A 16,732-nucleotide genomic window follows, 5' to 3' on the forward strand; every position below is an offset into this window, starting at 1 on the left:
ATCAAGCGGAATTGTAGGTGTAATCATTATACGCCAGGATGCAGTCTCCGCATGCGCCTGAAGCTGGCCGGGAAGGCAAGTCGAATGGCGGCGAATCGGGAGGGTGAGGATATGGAGAAGGTGGAACTGCTGAACAGCGCGCGTCACGCGGCCTTGCGGATGCGACCGGCATATAGGGAGGTTGATCCCTTCGTCCGTATCGTGATCAGCGAATTTCCGGCCGCCGCCATTGCCTGTCCGCTGCTTTTTTCCAAGCATGCGGATACCGGCGCATTCTATGTCGGCGCGCTCATGGGTTTCAGGAAGGGAGAATGCCTGATCGATTCGCCGGACGGGCGCCCGGCGTTCCGGCCGCTGGAGGCGGATCGCGCAGGCTTCTTCGCGATGGGGGAGAGTATCGCCTTCGACGCGGCGCACAGCCGTTTTGGCGAGTGGGACGGCGAATCGCTGTTCGACGCGCAGGGCGCGCCGACGGCATCGCTCAAGGCTGTTCAGAACGCGCTGGGGCGCCTTATGGCGGGGGCCGAGGCGACCGATGCCTTCATCGCGGCCATGCTGGAGCATCGGCTGATAGAGCCGATCGACATCTCGCTCAGCTTCGACGACGGGGATCGGCTGCGACTCGACGGCCTCTATACCATCAGCCTCGACGCGCTCGGCGATCTGGACGACGCGACGGTGCTCAGGCTGTTCCGCTCTGGCCATATGCAAAGCGCTTATGCAATGACCGGCTCGCTCCGGCATATCGCGCTGATGGCGCGCCGGCGCAATGAACGGCTGGCGGTGCCGGCCTGACCATGGGCGGCTCCGGGCCAATGGTGGAGCTTGCGGCAGCGGACATGGCGACCGCGGATGACCTGCGCTCGCTCGCCGCACTGTGCCGGCCCGCAGTGATCCGGCAGGGGTTCAGCGACTGGCCGGCGGTGGCGGCAGGCAGGCAAAGCGCAGCGTCGGCACTGTCGCACATCGCCCGTTTCGCGGCCGGACTGAGCGCGGAATATTTCACTGCCGGCGCCGAGCTGAGTGGACGTTATCATTATGGCACGGGGCCGGGCGGCTATAATTTCAGGCGGGAAACGGCCAGCGTCGGCGACGCGCTGGGCCGGATCGCAGCCAATGCGGAGAGCGGCGCGGAAACCGCCTATCTGGGGTCGCTGCCGGCGGATGCCTATTTTCCCGGTTTCGCGGAGGAAAATCCCTGCGGACTGGTGAGTGCAGGGGTCCATCCGCGCCTGTGGATCGGCAATCGATCGACGATTGCCTGTCATTATGACGGTTATGACAATCTCGCCTGCGTGGTGGCGGGGCGACGGCGCTTCACCCTCTATCCGCCGGATGCGATCGGTGATCTTTATGTCGGGCCGGTGGATCATACGCTGTCCGGTCAGCCCGTTTCCATGGCGGCGGGCAAAGCCGATGCGGCGACGACCTATCCCCGTTTCGCTGCCGCGCAGGCAAGGGCGCTGGTGGTCGACCTCCTTCCGGGGGACGCTCTCTACCTGCCCAAGCTCTGGTGGCATCAGGTCGAGGCCATGGATAACGTCAACATCCTCGCCAATTATTGGTGGGATGGGTTCGCGGCAGGGCCTGACGCGCCCTATACGGCGATGCTGCTCGCGATGATCGCAATTGCCGAGCGGCCCGCGCCTGAACGCGCCGCGTGGCGGGCCTATTTCGACCATTATGTCTTTCGCCCGAACGGGCATCCGCTGGCGCATCTGCCGGATGAACGGCATGGCGTCCTGGGTCCGCTGGCGCAGGGCAATTACGGCCGCATCCGAACATTGGTCATGCGCCTGCTGCGCGGCGGCTAAGCCGGAACGACAAATCAAAGGAAGAAGAGGGGACGATATGAAGAACAGGATCATGGCGGCGTTGATCGGATCGGCACTGGCGATGGGCGTCGCGCCCGGCAAGGCGCAGCCGGCGACGGACGGACCCGCGGCCGCAGCAGGCGCGAAAGCCGCGACCATCGAGCGCATCAAGGTGCATGCGCCGACCATCCAGGGCAATCTGGAAGGAGACGCCGCCGATCGCGATGTCCTGGTCCTGTTGCCGCCCAGCTATGGCCGCGAACCGGCCAGGCGCTATCCCGTTATCTATGCGCTGCATGGTTATACCCTGAGCGCTGAACAATGGACGAAGGATCTCAATGTCCCGACGACTGCGCAAAATGCCTTTGCGAAGGGCGCCAGGGAGATGATCGTCGTTTTTCCCGATTCGAAGACTGCGCATAACGGGTCGATGTATTCATCTTCGGTGACCACGGGCGACTTCGAAACCTTCATCGCGCGTGACCTGATCCGCTATATCGACGCCCATTATCGCACGATCGCCCGGCGGGAAAGTCGCGGCCTGATGGGGCACAGCATGGGCGGCTATGGCGCCAGCCGCATCGGCATGAAGCATGCGGACATGTTCGGCGCCCTTTACATCATGAGCCCCTGTTGCATGTCGGCGCGCCCCGCCGGGCAGATGGACGCGGCAGCGATGAAGACGCTGGAGGCGCTGAAGGCCCCCGCCGATTCGGCTGGCCTGCCTTTCTTCCTCCGGGCGCAACTCGCGGCTGCTGCCGCCTGGTCTCCCAACCCCAAAAATCCGCCACTCTATCTGGACCTGCCGATCAAGGACGGCCAGATGCAGCCGCAGGTCCTGGCTCGCTGGGCGGCCAACGCGCCGCTTGCCTTTGTCGACCAATATGTCGGCAATCTGCACCGCTACCGGGCCATCGCCATCGACGTGGGGGACAAGGATAGCCTGAAGGATGATACGCAGACGCTGCATGAAGCGCTCGACCGCTACGGCATTGCCAACAGCTTCCAGATCTATGACGGCGACCATGGCAACAGGATCACGCAGCGCTTTCAGGACGATGTGCTCCCCTTCTTCTCCACCCATCTTGATTTCGGAGCGACGAAATAGAACAGGCTTTGGGTAGCGATAACAAAAACGGTTGCCGCCGGAGGAAAGTGGATTATCCCGGCGCGCAACGGCCCGGCACAGGGCCATGCCAGAGGGAGGAGCAACGGCCCATGTTTTCCCGCCACATCATCCGCTATTCCGGCCTGACTGCCATAGTGGCAGCGCTGGGTGCGGTTCCGGCATTGGCAGCGCCGCGCTTCGATCCGATGTTTGGCGATCATGCGGTGATCCAGCGTGACCATCCGGTGACGGTTACGGGCCGATCCGATCCCGGCGAAACCATCGCGGTCACGCTATCGGATCAGGTTCGTCAGGTCCGCGCCGACAGGGAAGGGCGTTTCGCGGCGTCCTTCGGTTCCCTCGCCACCGCTGGCCCGGTGGTGCTGGAGGCGCGCGCCGCTTCGGGCAGCATCGTCGCGCAGGACGTGATGGTGGGCGATGTCTTCCTCTGTTCAGGCCAGTCGAACATGGAGCTGGAGGTCCGCAACGCGCAGGATGCGGTTGGCCAGATTCGCGCTTCTGCCGACGCCCAGTTGCGGTTGATGCTGGTGCCGCGCGCGGTCGCGGACGTGCCATTGCGCGACTTCCCGCAGGCGCCGTCCTGGCGCCCGGCCGGGCCCGACAGCGTCGCTGATTTTTCGGCGGCCTGCTATTATATGGCGCGGGAATTGCGGAAGATGACAGGGGCGTCGGCAGGGGTGCCGGTCGGCGCCATCGCCAGCAGCTGGGGCGGATCGCGGATCAGCCCGTGGATGGGCGCGCGGGCGCAGGCGGCCATTGGCCAGGCGGCGCAATCTGCGCTCGTGTCGCTGCATGGGCGGGACCCCTTCGCGGCAGAACGGGCGGCGAGCGCCGAATGGGAAAAATGGTGGCGCAAGGAAACCGGCGACACCCCCGGCAAGGAACCCTGGCAGCCGGACAGCAGCCTTGCGTGGCAGGACGTGCCTCGCATAGGCCCCTGGGAAGAATGGGGTGTTCCCATGCTGGCGGATTATAATGGCATGATCTGGTTCCGCCGTGAAATCGATCTGACGGCGACGCAGGCGAGGCAGGCGGCCACGCTGTCCCTGGGTCTGCTGGACGATGTCGGGCGCGTGTGGATCAATGGCAAGCCAGTGGCGATGAGCGCGCGAAGCTGGCAGCCCAGCATGTTCGACGTGCCGCCCGGCATGTTGAAGCCGGGGCGCAATGTGCTGATCGTCAATGTGCAGGACAATTACGCCAATGGCGGGCTGTCGGGCCCGGCGGAGGTCATGAAACTGGGGCTTGGGCAGGGCGTGGAACTGCCGCTGGGCCAGGGTTGGCGCTATGCGGTGCCGGCGATTTCGCCTGCGGGCGCCCCGCGCGTTCCATGGGGCGATACGACCGGCTCCGGCACGCTTTATAACGGCATGATCGCGCCGCTGGGTTCCATCGGGCTGAAGGGCGTCGCGTGGTACCAGGGCGAATCGGATGTCGACCTGCCGGGCTATGCCGACCGCATGAAAGCGATGATGGAGGATTGGCGGCGGCAGTTTGGCGCGCCGGACCTTGCCTTCGTCGCTGTCCAGCTTGCCGCTTACGGCCGGCCGGTGACCCAGCCGGGCGAAAGCGGATGGGCGGCGATGCGGCAGGTGCAATATCAGGCGATGGCGCGGGATGCGCATGGCGGCCTCGCCACCGCCATCGATCTGGGCGACCCGTTCGATATCCATCCGGGCGAGAAGCAGGAGGTCGGTCGCCGCCTGGCCCGCGCGATGCGGGCCGTCGCCTATGGCGAGCCGGTGTCGCGCATCGGGCCGCAGGCGGCGCGGGTGACGGCCACCGCTGACGGCGGCGCGGCGGTCGAATTCACCGGGCTGACCGGAATGCTGCGCTTGCGCAGCGCGAGCCAGGCAATCGGCTTCGAACTATGCGGTACGCAGGCGGGAAGCTGCCGGTTCGTACCCGGCCGGGTCGAGGGGGCACGCGTCATGCTGGCGGGCGATGGCCTGCCGGCGACGCGTGTGCGCTATGCTTGGGCGGAATCGCCGGTCGTCAACCTCTATGATGAAGCGCCGCTGCCGGTCGGATCGTTCGAATTGCCCTTCACGCGGTGACGGGCGGAGAGGATCAGCGCTACAGCGCGGCGGATGGAGCTCATGGCCGCGCACCCTGCGGAAGCGGCATGAGGGTGAAGCTGTCAATGTCGAGATAACCGCCCGCCGGCGCGGGATTGTAGCAGGAAAGCGCGATCTGCTGCCCCTGGAACGTGCCGGTGCGCCAGTCGAAGGCGAGCGGGAAGGCTCCGCCCGCCTCTGCCCATTTCCGGTTATCGAGGCTGTAGGCGACGCGCCCCCGGCTGCTGTCGAAATCCATGTCGATGCGCAGCCAGAGCGTGCGGCCGGGGATGGACAGGGCGGGGACGCGCACCTCCGTCCTGGGCCCGTCCTTCATGCTCTCGGTCAGCATCATGCGAAGCGACCGCCTGCCCCTGGCGCCGCCGACAACCGAAAGCTGGGCGCTATATTTGCCGAAGCTGCCAAGGCCGCAAACATCGCCCGGCCGCATGCCGGCGGTGTCGATCTTCGCCACGGCGCGCATCCTTGGCCCCTGCGCCTTCTCAGTCAGCGTGTTGCGCGCGGTCCAGATGCCGTCGGCCTGCGTGGCGTGAAGGCGCAGATAGCCAGGACGCGCCGTCAGCGACCATTTGCGGTCGTCGGGATTATGGTTCCACTGCCATTGCAGGCCAAGCACGCGTGACGAGAAATCGTCCGAAGAGGCTGGTTCGGCGAAGCCCCGGCCCTTGATCGGCTTGGGCGATCGTTCGGGCACCTGGTCGGGCCGGTCGGGGGTGCCCCACCAGGGCCAGTCATCCTTCCAGAAGATCGGGCTGATGTTGGTCATGCGGCCGATCGCGCCCGCGTCCACCATGACGAAGCCGTACCAGCTGCCGTCAGGCATATCGACGATCGCGCCCTGATGGCCGCCTGTCCTGTCGTCGATGGAGCGCTTTGTCTCCCATGGTCCCCAGAGGCTGCGGGATCGTGAGACGGTCATCGCCAGCTTGCCGGGAATGGCATTGAACAGATAGTACCAGCCATTATGGCGGATGATCTTCGATCCTTCCGCGCCCTTGTTGTAATAGGTGACCTTCGCGGCGGTGACGGCGCTCAAGTCCTTGTTGAGGGTCAGCAACGTCACCGTGCCGTCAGTGCCGATCGAGGTGCCGAGATAGGCGGTTCCGTCCGCATCGATGAACAGCGCAGGGTCGAAGGCCTCGCGGTCCAGTTCCCTGTAAGTCCAGGGGCCGGTGATGGACGCCGAGCGATAGATGCGCGTCCGGTGCCCGACGGGCGTCACCGCGACGTAGAACATGTCATTGTGGCGACGCAGGCTGGCGGCGTAGAAACCGTGGCGATAGTCCCCGCCATCCTTCAGGTCATAGCGCGGGTCGCCGTCGAGCCGGTCGACGACATGGCTGACGATGCGCCAGTTCACCAGATCCTTCGAATGCAGGATCGTGACGCCCGGGGAATTGGCGAAGGTCGTCGAGACGAAATAGAAATCCTCGCCGACGCGGATGATGTCGGGATCGGGATAGTCGGCGAAGAGGACGGGATTGCGATAGGTGCCGTCGCCCTGGTCGGCGCGCCACACCTGCGCGGGCGCGGCGGCGGCGAGGCTGGCGGCCAATGCGACGGCAACGGGGCGGAGCATGGTGCGCTTCCTCATGAGGCGGGCGTGTAGTGATAGGGGCCGACGATCGTTCCGACGAAGCCACCGGCCTTCTTCGTGCTGAGCAGCGTGGCGTCGACCCCCTGCTTCAGCGTCCGGGTCTTGCCGCCGACGCCATAGTCGAACGCCATCGTTCCGCCCGTGATGCGGATCGTGAGTGTCAGGGGGCTGCTCGTGGAGACTGGCGCGGCGGCGACCAGCGTGTCTGCGTCGGCCGCATCGCGGGTGTAGAGTGCAACGACCGGCTTCCCGGCCAGGCGGGTCAGGCCGAAGAAAAGGTTGCTGCGATCGCTCTGCACGGCGGCGAGCCCGGCGCGATCGCTGTCCTTGACCGGCGTGTAGCGCAGGGTGGTGGAAAAGGTGGCATTGGCATGCTGCTGCCGTCGCCCGATGAAAGCGGGGACGCCGTTGAGGTCGCCGATCGGCGACCCGCTCTCCAGTTCCAGCGCGCCGCCGCTCAGCCGGTAGAAGGGTGCGTGCGGGGTGCGGATGCCGATCCACTGCATGGGGAGATGCGCGCCGTCGAATTCCTCGACATAGGAGAAGTCGCCGCTCGGCGGGATTGCCGGTCTGGGCTGCGGCGGCAGGTCGGGGATTTTCCCTGCATGTGGGATAGCCTGACCGCGGGGCAGGATGGTCGGCCAGCCGTCCTTCCATGTCACCGGCAGCAGGAAGGTTTCGCGCCCGATATTATAGTGATCGGCGGCATCATAGGGGCGCACGGCAAGGAAGGTCGCCCACCAGTCGCCCTTTTGCGTTTCGACCAGCTGCGCATGGCCGGCCGCCGCGATCATGTCCGGGCGGTCGGGGGCTAGATCGCGCTGGGTGAGGATCGGATTGCCCTCATAGGCGGTGTAGGGGCCGCGCAGCTCCTTGGATCGGAACACGACCTGCGAATGGTTGACGCTGGTGCCGCCTTCGGCTGCGGTCAGATAATAATAGCCGTCCTTCCTGAAGATGTGCGGCCCTTCGATCCAGACCGGCTTCCGGCTGATGTCGACGCCGCCATTGATGAGCTGCGTGCTTTCCCCCACCATCTTGCCCGCGCGCCAGTCATATTCCTGGATCCAGATGGCGCGATGGCCATCATAGCGAGGCGACTCGTCGGGGGCGCGGTTGTTGACGATCCAGGCCTTGTCCCCTTCCCAGTAGAGGGACGGGTCTATTCCCTCGAACGGCAGCCATATGGGGTTGGACCATGGGCCCGCGGGGTCTTTCGCCGTGATGATGAAATTGCCCCTGCATTCGACGCAAGTGTTGACGATGTAGAAGGTGCCGTCGTGCCAGCTTATGGCTGGTGCGAATACCGCCTGCGAAATGCGGCGGCCGTTGAAGTCGAGCTGTTCCGGCCGATCGATGGCGTTGCCGATTTGCGTCCAGTTGACGAGATCTTTCGACCTGAAGATCGGCAGGCCGGGATAATGGGCGAAGGAGGAGTTGACGAGATAATAGTTGTCGCCCACCCGCATGACCGATGGGTCGGGATAATAGCCGGTCAGGATCGGGTTGCGATACTCACCGGGCTTGACCGCGATCTTCTCGATCGATGTTCCCTCATAGGCAAAGCGATCGAAGCGGGCGGGCGCGGCGGCGGCGGCGCCCGGCATGGCCAGCGCAACGTACAGCAGCGCGGAGGAAAGGGGCAGAAGGCGCAGGGTCCGGTGCGTCACGATCAATCTCTCCTCGAAGTGCCGACCATCCCGCGGCGTCCTGTATTGATAACGCTACCATCACCATGTGTCGAGCGGGATGCTCAGTTCTGCGCGCGGGGTGCCGTGATGCCGGCCTCCGTCTGCACCACCGGCTTCAGGGTGCCGTCGGGATTATATTCCAGCCGCTCCACGGTGACGGCCCGGCGACCGATGGCGCCGTTGAGATCCCCGATCGCGAGCGAGGCGTTGTGCAGGAAAATATACCAGTCGCCCTTATATTGCGCGATCCCCGGATGGATGGTGAAGCTGTACTTGCCCGATCCGGTGAGTTCGCCGCGATAGGTCCATGGACCGTCAAGGGACGTTGCCGTCGCATAGGAGATGCGCTCGTCCCGGTGCGTCGCCCGGTCGAGGGAAGCATAGGTCAGATAATAGAATTTGCCGCGCTTGTGCAGCCAGGGGCCTTCCTCGAAATGGGGCGGCGTGATTTCGCGGATCGACCCGTCCAACTCGATCATGTTGGACTTCAACTTTGCGATATAGGCCTGACGATTGCCCCAGGCGATCCAGGTCGTGCCATCATCGTCCGTGAAGACTGTAGGATCGATGTCTTCCCAACTATGCGTGCCCTTGGGCGTCATCTGGTTGGTGATGAGCGCCGAACCCTTGGCGTCGACGAACGGGCCCGTCGGTTTGTCCGATACCGCGACGGCGATCGCCTTGCCCGGATGGGTCTGATCATGCTCGACAGCGGCGTAGAACCAGTACCGGCCGTTCTTCCTGATCGCCTGCGCCGCCCAGGCATCCTTCTTCGCCCATTTGAAGTCGGACACCTTCATGATCGGCCCATGGTCGGTCCAGTGGCGCATGTCGGTGGTGGAATAGACCAGCCATTCCTTCATGTTGAACATCTCGTCCCGCTGTGCCTCGTCATGGCCGACATAGAGGTAGAGGCGTTCGCCATCGACCATGGGCGCGGGATCGGCGGTGAACTTGTCGCGGATGATGGGATTGCTCCCGGGCGCCGCGTCCTGCGACAAAGCGGGCGCGGCCATGGCGGCAAGGGCAAGGAAGGGGAACAGCGATCGGCGCATGGGAGGAAAGTCCTTATGATGATGAGTTTGAAATGATATGGCGCCCGCGCACCAGGCCATGACGCGTGCTTGCAATGGCGTTGCGCGGCTTCGCCACCCGGCAGCGCGGCCGCGCTACCCAGCGACGACGCCAACCGTGCCTGCACCTGCCTCTTTGCCCCTTTGCCGAAGGCGATCCTTGGCTTAGATCATTTGCGGGTTTGGCGAAGACTTGGGGGTGGACATGGCGAGACCGGAGCGTCCGGCGCGCGGGGCGACGATCGTCGATGTGGCGGCGCGGGCAGGCGTGTCGTCCATGACGGTGTCGCGCGTCATCAACGGGCGCGCGGGCGTCAGCGCCCAGGCACGCGCCGTGGTGGAAGAAGCGATCAAGGCGCTTTCCTACACCCCGAACGTCGCGGCCCGCAGCCTGGTGACGTCCAGCGAACTGAGGATCGGCGTCATCTACTCCAATCCCAGCGCCGCGTTCATGAGCGAATTCCTGACCGGGGTATTCGAGGAGGCGTCCGCCCGCAGCGCGCGGCTGGTGCTGCTCAAGGGGGAAGGGGGTCGGGCTCCGTCCGGCGCGGTGCTGGAGGACTGGATCGATTCGGGGATCAGCGGCGTGCTGCTCGCGCCCCCGTTGGGCGAAGCGCCGGAGTTGCTCCGCGTCCTGCGGAACAGGGATTGCGTCATGGCGGCGGTGGGCGCCTATCAGTCGCCAGAGACGATTTGCGTGCGGATCGACGATCGGGCGGCCGCCTATCAGATGACCGGGCTGCTGCTGGACAAGGGGCATCGCCGTCTCGGGTTCATCCTTGGCAATCCCGATCAGGCGGCGAGCGCCGAACGCATGGCCGGTTTCTACGCCGCCGTTCGGGAGCGGGGCGGGGTGGAGGTGCAGGTCGCCCAGGGCGATTTCACCTATATGTCCGGCCTCGCCGCGGCGGAGCAGTTGTTGGGCGCGGACAAACCGCCCACGGCGATCTTCGCTAGCAATGACGACATGGCGGCCGCCGTGGTATCCGTGGCGCACCGCCGCCATCTCGACGTTCCGGCGGAACTGACCGTCGTGGGGTTCGACGATACGACCGCCGCCCAGACGCTGTGGCCGCCGCTGACGACCGTGCACCAGCCGGTGCGCGCATTGGCGGCGGAGGCTCTGAGCCTGCTGGTCGCGGAAATCGCGGCGGGGCCCCGTCGTTCCCGCGTTCCACGTGAGAGGATTTTGGAGCATCGGATCGTGGAGCGTCAGTCCACCGGAGCGCCGAATTCTTCCTCCACATAGACGAAGTTGGCGAAATCCGCTGGATGGGCCTGCCCCGACAGATCCTGACAGGCCATGCCGATGAAGGTGCCGGTGAAATTCGGCAGTCCGGGATGGGTGACTTCATCTGACAGGATGCTGGCGTCATGGACATCCGGAAGGATATGCCACCCCACCTCTCCATTGACCCGCCAGGCGAAGGTCAGCCGGTCGCCATCCACATCGGCGCGCAGATCGATCGCGCCGTCGGGCAGCCGATCAACGGCGATGTCGAATCTGTTGCCCTCCGGATTTTCCGGTGACGCGGAAAGAAGCTGAAGCTGCCGCCGGCCTCCCTCCGCGCTGACGCACAGATAGTAGAATTTGGTGCTGTTATAATAATGGATCAGGCCCGCCGCCTGCTGGAACCCCTGAGGTTCGAAGGAGAGTGTGGTCGTCGCGGTAAAGCGGAAGGCGGTTTGCCGCCGGGCCACCAGCGCCTGTTCGAACAGGCTGCCAACGGTTTCGCGGCCGTAAAGCCGCAGGAAGCCGGGCCGCGCGGTCAAGCTGAACAGCCGTTCCGGGGCGGGGCTGCGCAGCCATTGCAGATCCTTTGGCAGATGGGGAAGGTCAAAGCGGCCGTCCCAGGCCTCGATATCCCATGGGGCGGGCGGCAGATCCGGCGCCGGCGGCGTTTCGTCGGGCTGCGCGTCGCCCGCAATGGTGCGCAGCCACCCGTCCTCGCCCCATCGCATCGGCTGTATCGCGGTCTCACGCCCCATGATGCAGCGTTCGCGTCCCGGCAATGGCCGGCCGCATAGATAGGCGAGCCAGGGGCTGCCGTCCGCCAGTTCCACCAGATCGCCATGGCCGGCACGGGTGATGGGCGCATCCCTGCGACCCGCGCTGGTCAGCACGGCTCCATCCGGATGCACGTCATAGGGACCGAGCAGGTCGCGCGAGCGGGCCATGACGACGGCATGGTCCCAGCCAGTGCCCCCTTCGGCGACAAGCAGATGATAGAAGCCGCCCCGCTTGTAGATATGCGGCCCTTCGGTAAAGCCGCGCTCCGTACCCTTGAAGATCAGCGTCGGTTCGCCGACCAGTTTCTGCGTCGCGCGGTCCAGCTCCTGCGCCTGGATTCCGGCGAACCGGCCATGGCCGGGGCGGTGGTCCCACAGCATGTTGAGCATCCAGCTGCGCCCGTCATCGTCATGGAACAGCGCCGGGTCGAAACCGCTGCTGTTGAGGTGCGCCGCGTCCGACCATTGACCATCGACCGTCTCGCAGGTGACGAGATAATTGGGGAAGTCGCGCAGCGACATGCCCTTCGCTCCCTGGACCGTGGTGGCCCCGTACCGCTTGACGTCGGTGTAGACCAGCCAGAAGCGGCCGTCCGCATGGCTGAGATCCGGAGCCCAAACGCCGCAGCCGTCGGGATCGCCGCGCATGTCGAGTTGCGCGGCGTGATCGAGCGGGCGGGCGACGAGCCGCCAGTTCACCAGATCGCGGCTGTGGTGGATCTGCACCCCCGGATACCATTCGAAGGTGGATGTCGCGATGTAGAAATCGTCGCCCACGCACACGATCGACGGATCAGGATTGAAACCCCGCAAAATCGGGTTGGAAATGTTTGTCATCGAGGTTTGCGCACCAGCGTCCACAAAAGGGCGGCGCCGACCAGGTCGAGCACGCCGAGAAGGATGAAGAAGGGTTCATAGCCGACCCGGTCGACCATCTGCCCCAGAGAGAGGGAAAAGATCAGCACGCCCAGATTACCCGCCAGGCCCGCCATGCCGGCGGCGGTCGCCACCTCATTTTTGGCGAACAGGTCGGACGCCATGGTGATGACCGTCACAGACAGGGTCTGATGGGCAAAGCCGCCCAGGCAAAGCAGAGCGATCGCGGCATAGGGATTGGTGGCAAGGCCGACAAAGGCCATGCCGGTCATCAGCACGGCGCCCAGCGTAAAGGCCGCGCGGCGCGCATCGATAAGGTCGATCCCCCTGCGCTGGAGAAAGGCGACGACGGCCGGGCCGAACAGGCATCCAAGGTCCGCGGCCAGGAAGGGAAGCCAGGCGAACAGCGCGATCTGCCCCAGATCGAAGCCGCGCACGCGGGCCAGATAGAGCGGCATCCAGAAGGAGAGCATGCCCCAGACCGGATCGGCGAGCAGGCGGGGGAGCGCTATGCCCCAGAGGTCGCGCCGCCGCGCGAGGGCCAGCACCGAGGGCCGTTCCGCGCGAGCGGCCAGGCGCACTTCCTGGTTGTTCAATATATAGTCGCGTTCCGCCTGGCCCAGGCGGCGATGCCGCGCCGGGCTGTTGTAATTGAGGAACCAGAGGACCGACCAGATAAGGCCGATGCCGCCCGCGACGACGAAGGCCAGCCGCCAGCTATGCACCATTACGGCCCAGGCAACGAGCGGCGGAGCGAAGACCGCGCCGAAGGAAGCACCGATATTGTAGATGCCACCCGCGGCGCCGCGTTCCCTGGACGGGAACCATTCCGCCACCAGCTTCTGGCCGGCCGGCTGGGCCGATCCTTCCGCAAGGCCCAGCAGTCCGCGTAGCGCGGCGAAACCGAACCAGCCATTCACCAGGCCATGCGCCATGGTGATGAGCGACCAGAGCGCGACGCACAGGGCAAAGCCCACGCGCAGCCCCACGCTGTCGAGGAAATAGCCGGCGGCCGGCTGGAGCATCACGCCCAATTGGAAGGCGCCGGTGATCCAGCCATATTCGATGTTGCTGATCTTCTGCTCGGCCAGGATCACGGGCGCGGCGACGCCGAGCACGGAGCGCGAGAGATAGTTGATGACCATCGCGCCCACAAACAGGCCGATGATCGTCCAGCGGAACTTGCCGGCCAGGGTCAGCATGGCGCCCCGCTCTCCCGCGAAGCATGGAACCGCCGCTGTTTTCGGGCGTGGAGAGCCGGACGGCCATCGTCTGGCCACATCGCGCGATGTGGGCATTTGTGGTTCGAAAGCAACGTCCCCTCCCAATAATCTTGTAGGAGTATTGACAATAATCCCGCTCCAATCAATAGGGATTGTTAGCGCTAACTAAAAAACCGTCGATTCATTGTTATCGTCAGACGGAAAAGGTGTGGCGTCGGGGCGGCTGCCCCGCATCCAGATGCAAAGCATCATAATATTGGGGAGAGCAGGATGTCGGATTTCCAGTTCAAGCATAGCCTGATGCGCGCGGGTTGCGCAGTGGCAAGCATGGCGGCGCTCAGCGTCGGCCTTGTCCATGCGCCCGCTTTCGCGCAGGCGACGGCCCAGGATTCGGCGCCTCAAGGCGGTGAAGAGCGTGCCAGCACGTCGGACATCGTCGTGACCGGATCACGCATCAAGGCCAGCGGCTATACCGCGCCGACGCCCACGACCGTGATCGACGAAGGCTCGATCCAGGCCAATGCGCAGCCGAACATCTTCACCACCATCGCCCAGTTGCCGTCCCTCCAGGGGTCGAGCGGCACCACGGTCAACACTTTCAGCACGTCAAGCGGCCAACAGGGCCTCAGTTCCTTCTCGCTGCGTGGCGTGGGCGCGATCCGTACCCTGACGCTGATCGATGGCCAGCGGGTTGTCGGCGCGAACGTAACCGGTGTTCCCGATGTCAGCCTGTTTCCGCAATTGCTGATCCAGCGAGTGGACGTGGTGAACGGCGGCGCGTCCGCGTCCTACGGGTCGGATGCCGTGGGCGGCGTCGTCAACTTCATCACCGACACCCGTTTCAAGGGGCTGAAGGGCAATATCCAGGGTGGCATCAGCAAATATGACGACAATCAACAGGTGCTGGTCCAGCTTGCGGCCGGCACCAGCTTCCTGGACGATCGCGCGCATCTGGTGGTCAGCGGCGAATATGCCAATGAAGATGGCGTAGGGGGTGGCGAATGGGGCATCGGCCTGGCTGGCGGCCGCGACTGGTTCAAGCAGACCAGCCTGATCGACCGCGGCATCACCAATGACGGATCGCCGCGCTATGTGCTGCGCGATTATGCGCAGGCCTATAATTACACCAAATATGGCCTCATCACTTCCGGTCCGCTGCAGGGCACGGCGTTCGACCAGAACGGAAGCCCGTTCCAGTTCAACTATGGATCGAACGGGGTTCCCGCGCGGGACGGCACGACCAACGTGCGCGGTTGCTTCCCCGGATTCTGTCTTGGCGGAGACCTGTCGGGCAATGTCGACGCGGGCCGTTCGCTCCAGTCGTCGATAGAACGGATCAACACTTATACCCGTCTCGGCTTTGACTTTGCTGATAAAAACGAACTCTACTTCACCTTCAACTTCGGTCAGGTGAAGACGCAGAACCAGCCGGTGGGCGGCATGAACCGTCCGGGCCTGACCATTCAATGTTCCAACCCGTTCGTACCCGCGTCGATCGCCGCTGCATGTGCCACTGCGGGCATCACCAGCTTCGGCTACGGCACCAGCAACGCCTCGCTCGGCAATACGCAGGTCAACACCGACCGCCGCCAATATCGCGCGGTGATCGGCGCCAAGGGTCAGTTCGACTTCCTCGGCACCGAATGGTCCTACGACAATTATTATGAGCACGGCACGAACTATACCGACGTCGATGTCTCGAACATCCTGCTCACCAACCGTTTCAACGACGCGATCAACGCGACCACGCTGAACGGCGCGGTGGTGTGCGCCAGCGCGGCGGCGCGGGCGAACGGATGCCAGCCGCTCAACATCTTCGGCGGCAACCCGTCGGCGGGGGCCCTTGCCTATATCATGCCGGAGAACGGACCCTATCAGCGGACCCGCCAGACGCAGGACGTGGTCAGCATCAACATCTCCGGCTCGCCGGTGGAACTGTGGGCCGGGCCGCTGTCGATCGCGTTCGGCGGCGAATATCGCCACGAATTCTATCGCGTGAGGGCCGATCCCTATGGCGTCGGCACCAATTTCCAGCCGAACGAACCCGATTACCCGTTCGATCCTACGCTGCTGCCGGGAGGCAACAACTGGTATGCCGGCAATTACAAGAGCGGCGGCGGCGCCTATGGCGTGAAGGAAGCCTTTTTCGAAGCCGACCTACCGGTCATCAACAGCGACGCGCTTGGTCGCGCCAATATCAACGGCGCGGCGCGCGTGACCGACTACAGCACGTCCGGCACCATCTGGGCGTGGAAGGTCGGCGGCACCTGGAACTTGCCGGTAGAGGGCTTCCGCCTGCGGGGCGTGACGTCCAAGGACGTTCGCGCGCCCAACCTATCGGAACTGTTCGCCGCGCCCGTCACCACGACATTGCCCAATTTCTTCGACCCGTTCCGGGGCGTCAACGTGCTGGCGATCCAGAACAGCATCGGCAACCCCAACCTGCGTCCGGAAACCGCGCGCAACACGACGGCGGGCATCGCCTTTTCCGGTGCATCATGGCTGCCGGGCCTCAGCGTCTCCGTCGATTATTACAAGATCAAGATCAAGGACGTCATCTCCAGCCTGGGCGCGGGCGACATCGTCAACCTCTGCTTCCAGAATGTCCGTCCCGAAACCTGCAGCGCGTTCAATCTGAACAACCAGCAGGGGCCGAACTTCATCAACGTACAGGCGTTCAACCTGGCGTCGATCGACACCAGCGGGTTCGACATAGAGGCGAGCTACCAGTGGCGCCAGCCTCTGGGACTGCCGGGCACCCTCACGCTGCGCGGCCTGGCGACGCATGTCCGCAAGTTCGTGACGGACTCCGGCCTGATCGGTACGATCCCGGTCGACAGCGCGGGCGTCAATACCGGCAACACGCCCGACTGGAAATTCCTGGCGATCCAGAGCTACGAGAATGAGAAATTCTCGTTCATGGTCCAGGAACGCTGGTTCAGCGATGGTGTGCTGGGCCATCAATATGTGGTTTGCCAACCGGGCACCTGCCCCGCATCCACCAACAATCATCCGACCATCGACCAGAACTTCATGCCCGGCGCCTTCTACATGGACATTGGTGGCACCTATAATGTCACGCCGCAGGTGACGGCCTATTTCAAGGTCGACAATCTGTTCGATCGTGACCCGGCCAAATCCCCATTCTTCGTCAATCCCGCGCTCTACGATGTGGTCGGGCGCATGTATCGGGCGGGCGTACGTTTCCGCTTCTAGGCGATTTCCAGGCAGCACGAAAAGA

Annotated in this window: 11 protein-coding genes; 6 read left to right on the forward strand and 5 right to left on the reverse strand. The window is 64.4% G+C overall.

Annotation, left to right across the window (positions count from 1 at the left end; translation table 11 throughout):
* Positions 1-84: 84 nt before the first annotated feature.
* The 4 genes from ACN9MX_RS17055 to ACN9MX_RS17070 all read left to right on the forward strand — a co-directional run bounded on the left by ACN9MX_RS17055 (position 85) and on the right by ACN9MX_RS17070 (position 5,000).
* Complete coding sequence (locus ACN9MX_RS17055) at positions 85-795, forward strand: SapC family protein (RefSeq protein WP_363829731.1); 711 nt, start codon at positions 85-87, stop codon at positions 793-795.
* Between the two features lie 44 nt (positions 796-839).
* Positions 840-1,814, forward strand: coding sequence for a cupin-like domain-containing protein (locus ACN9MX_RS17060; RefSeq protein WP_414714649.1), 975 nt, complete (start codon positions 840-842; stop codon positions 1,812-1,814).
* Positions 1,815-1,851: 37 nt separating this feature from the next.
* Complete coding sequence (locus tag ACN9MX_RS17065) at positions 1,852-2,922, forward strand: alpha/beta hydrolase (RefSeq protein WP_363829735.1); 1,071 nt, start codon at positions 1,852-1,854, stop codon at positions 2,920-2,922.
* Positions 2,923-3,032: 110 nt separating this feature from the next.
* Positions 3,033-5,000: a sialate O-acetylesterase gene (locus tag ACN9MX_RS17070; protein WP_363829737.1), complete on the forward strand. Its 1,968-nt coding sequence runs from the start codon at positions 3,033-3,035 to the stop codon at positions 4,998-5,000.
* 40 nt (positions 5,001-5,040) lie between these two features.
* Here ACN9MX_RS17070 and ACN9MX_RS17075 read toward each other — a convergent pair whose 3' ends face one another.
* The 3 genes from ACN9MX_RS17075 to ACN9MX_RS17085 form a co-directional block, all read right to left on the reverse strand.
* A complete protein-coding gene (locus ACN9MX_RS17075) occupies positions 5,041-6,600 on the reverse strand; it encodes a glycoside hydrolase family 43 protein (RefSeq protein ID WP_363829739.1) in 1,560 nt (519 codons plus the stop codon).
* An 11-nt stretch (positions 6,601-6,611) separates the two neighbouring features.
* Entirely contained in the window at positions 6,612-8,225 is a 1,614-nt protein-coding gene (locus ACN9MX_RS17080) for a glycoside hydrolase family 43 protein (protein ID WP_363830441.1), read from the reverse strand.
* A 146-nt stretch (positions 8,226-8,371) separates the two neighbouring features.
* Positions 8,372-9,364 carry a glycoside hydrolase family 43 protein gene (locus tag ACN9MX_RS17085; RefSeq protein WP_363829742.1) on the reverse strand — a complete coding sequence of 331 codons (993 nt, stop codon included), beginning with the start codon at positions 9,362-9,364 and terminating at the stop codon, positions 8,372-8,374.
* Positions 9,365-9,587: 223 nt separating this feature from the next.
* Here ACN9MX_RS17085 and ACN9MX_RS17090 point away from each other — a divergent pair, with 223 nt between their 5' ends.
* Complete coding sequence (locus ACN9MX_RS17090) at positions 9,588-10,631, forward strand: LacI family DNA-binding transcriptional regulator (protein ID WP_363829744.1); 1,044 nt, start codon at positions 9,588-9,590, stop codon at positions 10,629-10,631.
* Here the strand turns inward: ACN9MX_RS17090 and ACN9MX_RS17095 are convergent.
* The gene (locus tag ACN9MX_RS17095) at positions 10,595-12,229 is read right to left on the reverse strand and encodes a glycoside hydrolase family 43 protein (protein ID WP_363829746.1); all 1,635 of its coding nucleotides are present in this window, start codon (positions 12,227-12,229) and stop codon (positions 10,595-10,597) included. The genes ACN9MX_RS17090 and ACN9MX_RS17095 overlap by 37 nt on opposite strands.
* On the reverse strand, positions 12,226-13,470 hold the full coding sequence (locus ACN9MX_RS17100) for an MFS transporter (protein WP_363829749.1): 1,245 nt from the start codon (positions 13,468-13,470) through the stop codon (positions 12,226-12,228). Before ACN9MX_RS17100 ends, ACN9MX_RS17095 begins: the two co-directional genes overlap by 4 nt.
* Before the next feature lie 291 nt (positions 13,471-13,761).
* Between ACN9MX_RS17100 and ACN9MX_RS17105 the strand changes: the two genes are divergently transcribed.
* Entirely contained in the window at positions 13,762-16,707 is a 2,946-nt protein-coding gene (locus tag ACN9MX_RS17105) for a TonB-dependent receptor plug domain-containing protein (protein ID WP_363829751.1), read from the forward strand.
* Positions 16,708-16,732: the final 25 nt, after the last annotated feature.

It is taken from the genome of Sphingobium sp. R-21 (assembly GCF_049913335.1).
GTDB lineage: Bacteria > Pseudomonadota > Alphaproteobacteria > Sphingomonadales > Sphingomonadaceae > Sphingobium.

Excerpts from the sequence above, each read along its gene's own strand:
- ACN9MX_RS17080 (WP_363830441.1), bottom strand. The coding sequence starts at position 8,225 with ATGCCGGGCGCCGCCGCCGCCGCGCCCGCCCGCTTCGATCGCTTTGCC.
- ACN9MX_RS17070 (WP_363829737.1), top strand. The coding sequence starts at position 3,033 with ATGTTTTCCCGCCACATCATCCGCTATTCCGGCCTGACTGCCATAGTG.
- ACN9MX_RS17100 (WP_363829749.1), bottom strand. The coding sequence starts at position 13,470 with ATGCTGACCCTGGCCGGCAAGTTCCGCTGGACGATCATCGGCCTGTTT.
- ACN9MX_RS17075 (WP_363829739.1), bottom strand. The coding sequence starts at position 6,600 with ATGCTCCGCCCCGTTGCCGTCGCATTGGCCGCCAGCCTCGCCGCCGCC.
- ACN9MX_RS17090 (WP_363829744.1), top strand. The coding sequence starts at position 9,588 with ATGGCGAGACCGGAGCGTCCGGCGCGCGGGGCGACGATCGTCGATGTG.
- ACN9MX_RS17065 (WP_363829735.1), top strand. The coding sequence starts at position 1,852 with ATGAAGAACAGGATCATGGCGGCGTTGATCGGATCGGCACTGGCGATG.
- ACN9MX_RS17085 (WP_363829742.1), bottom strand. The coding sequence starts at position 9,364 with ATGCGCCGATCGCTGTTCCCCTTCCTTGCCCTTGCCGCCATGGCCGCG.
- ACN9MX_RS17060 (WP_414714649.1), top strand. The coding sequence starts at position 840 with ATGGCGACCGCGGATGACCTGCGCTCGCTCGCCGCACTGTGCCGGCCC.
- ACN9MX_RS17105 (WP_363829751.1), top strand. The coding sequence starts at position 13,762 with ATGTCGGATTTCCAGTTCAAGCATAGCCTGATGCGCGCGGGTTGCGCA.
- ACN9MX_RS17095 (WP_363829746.1), bottom strand. The coding sequence starts at position 12,229 with ATGACAAACATTTCCAACCCGATTTTGCGGGGTTTCAATCCTGATCCG.
- ACN9MX_RS17055 (WP_363829731.1), top strand. The coding sequence starts at position 85 with ATGGCGGCGAATCGGGAGGGTGAGGATATGGAGAAGGTGGAACTGCTG.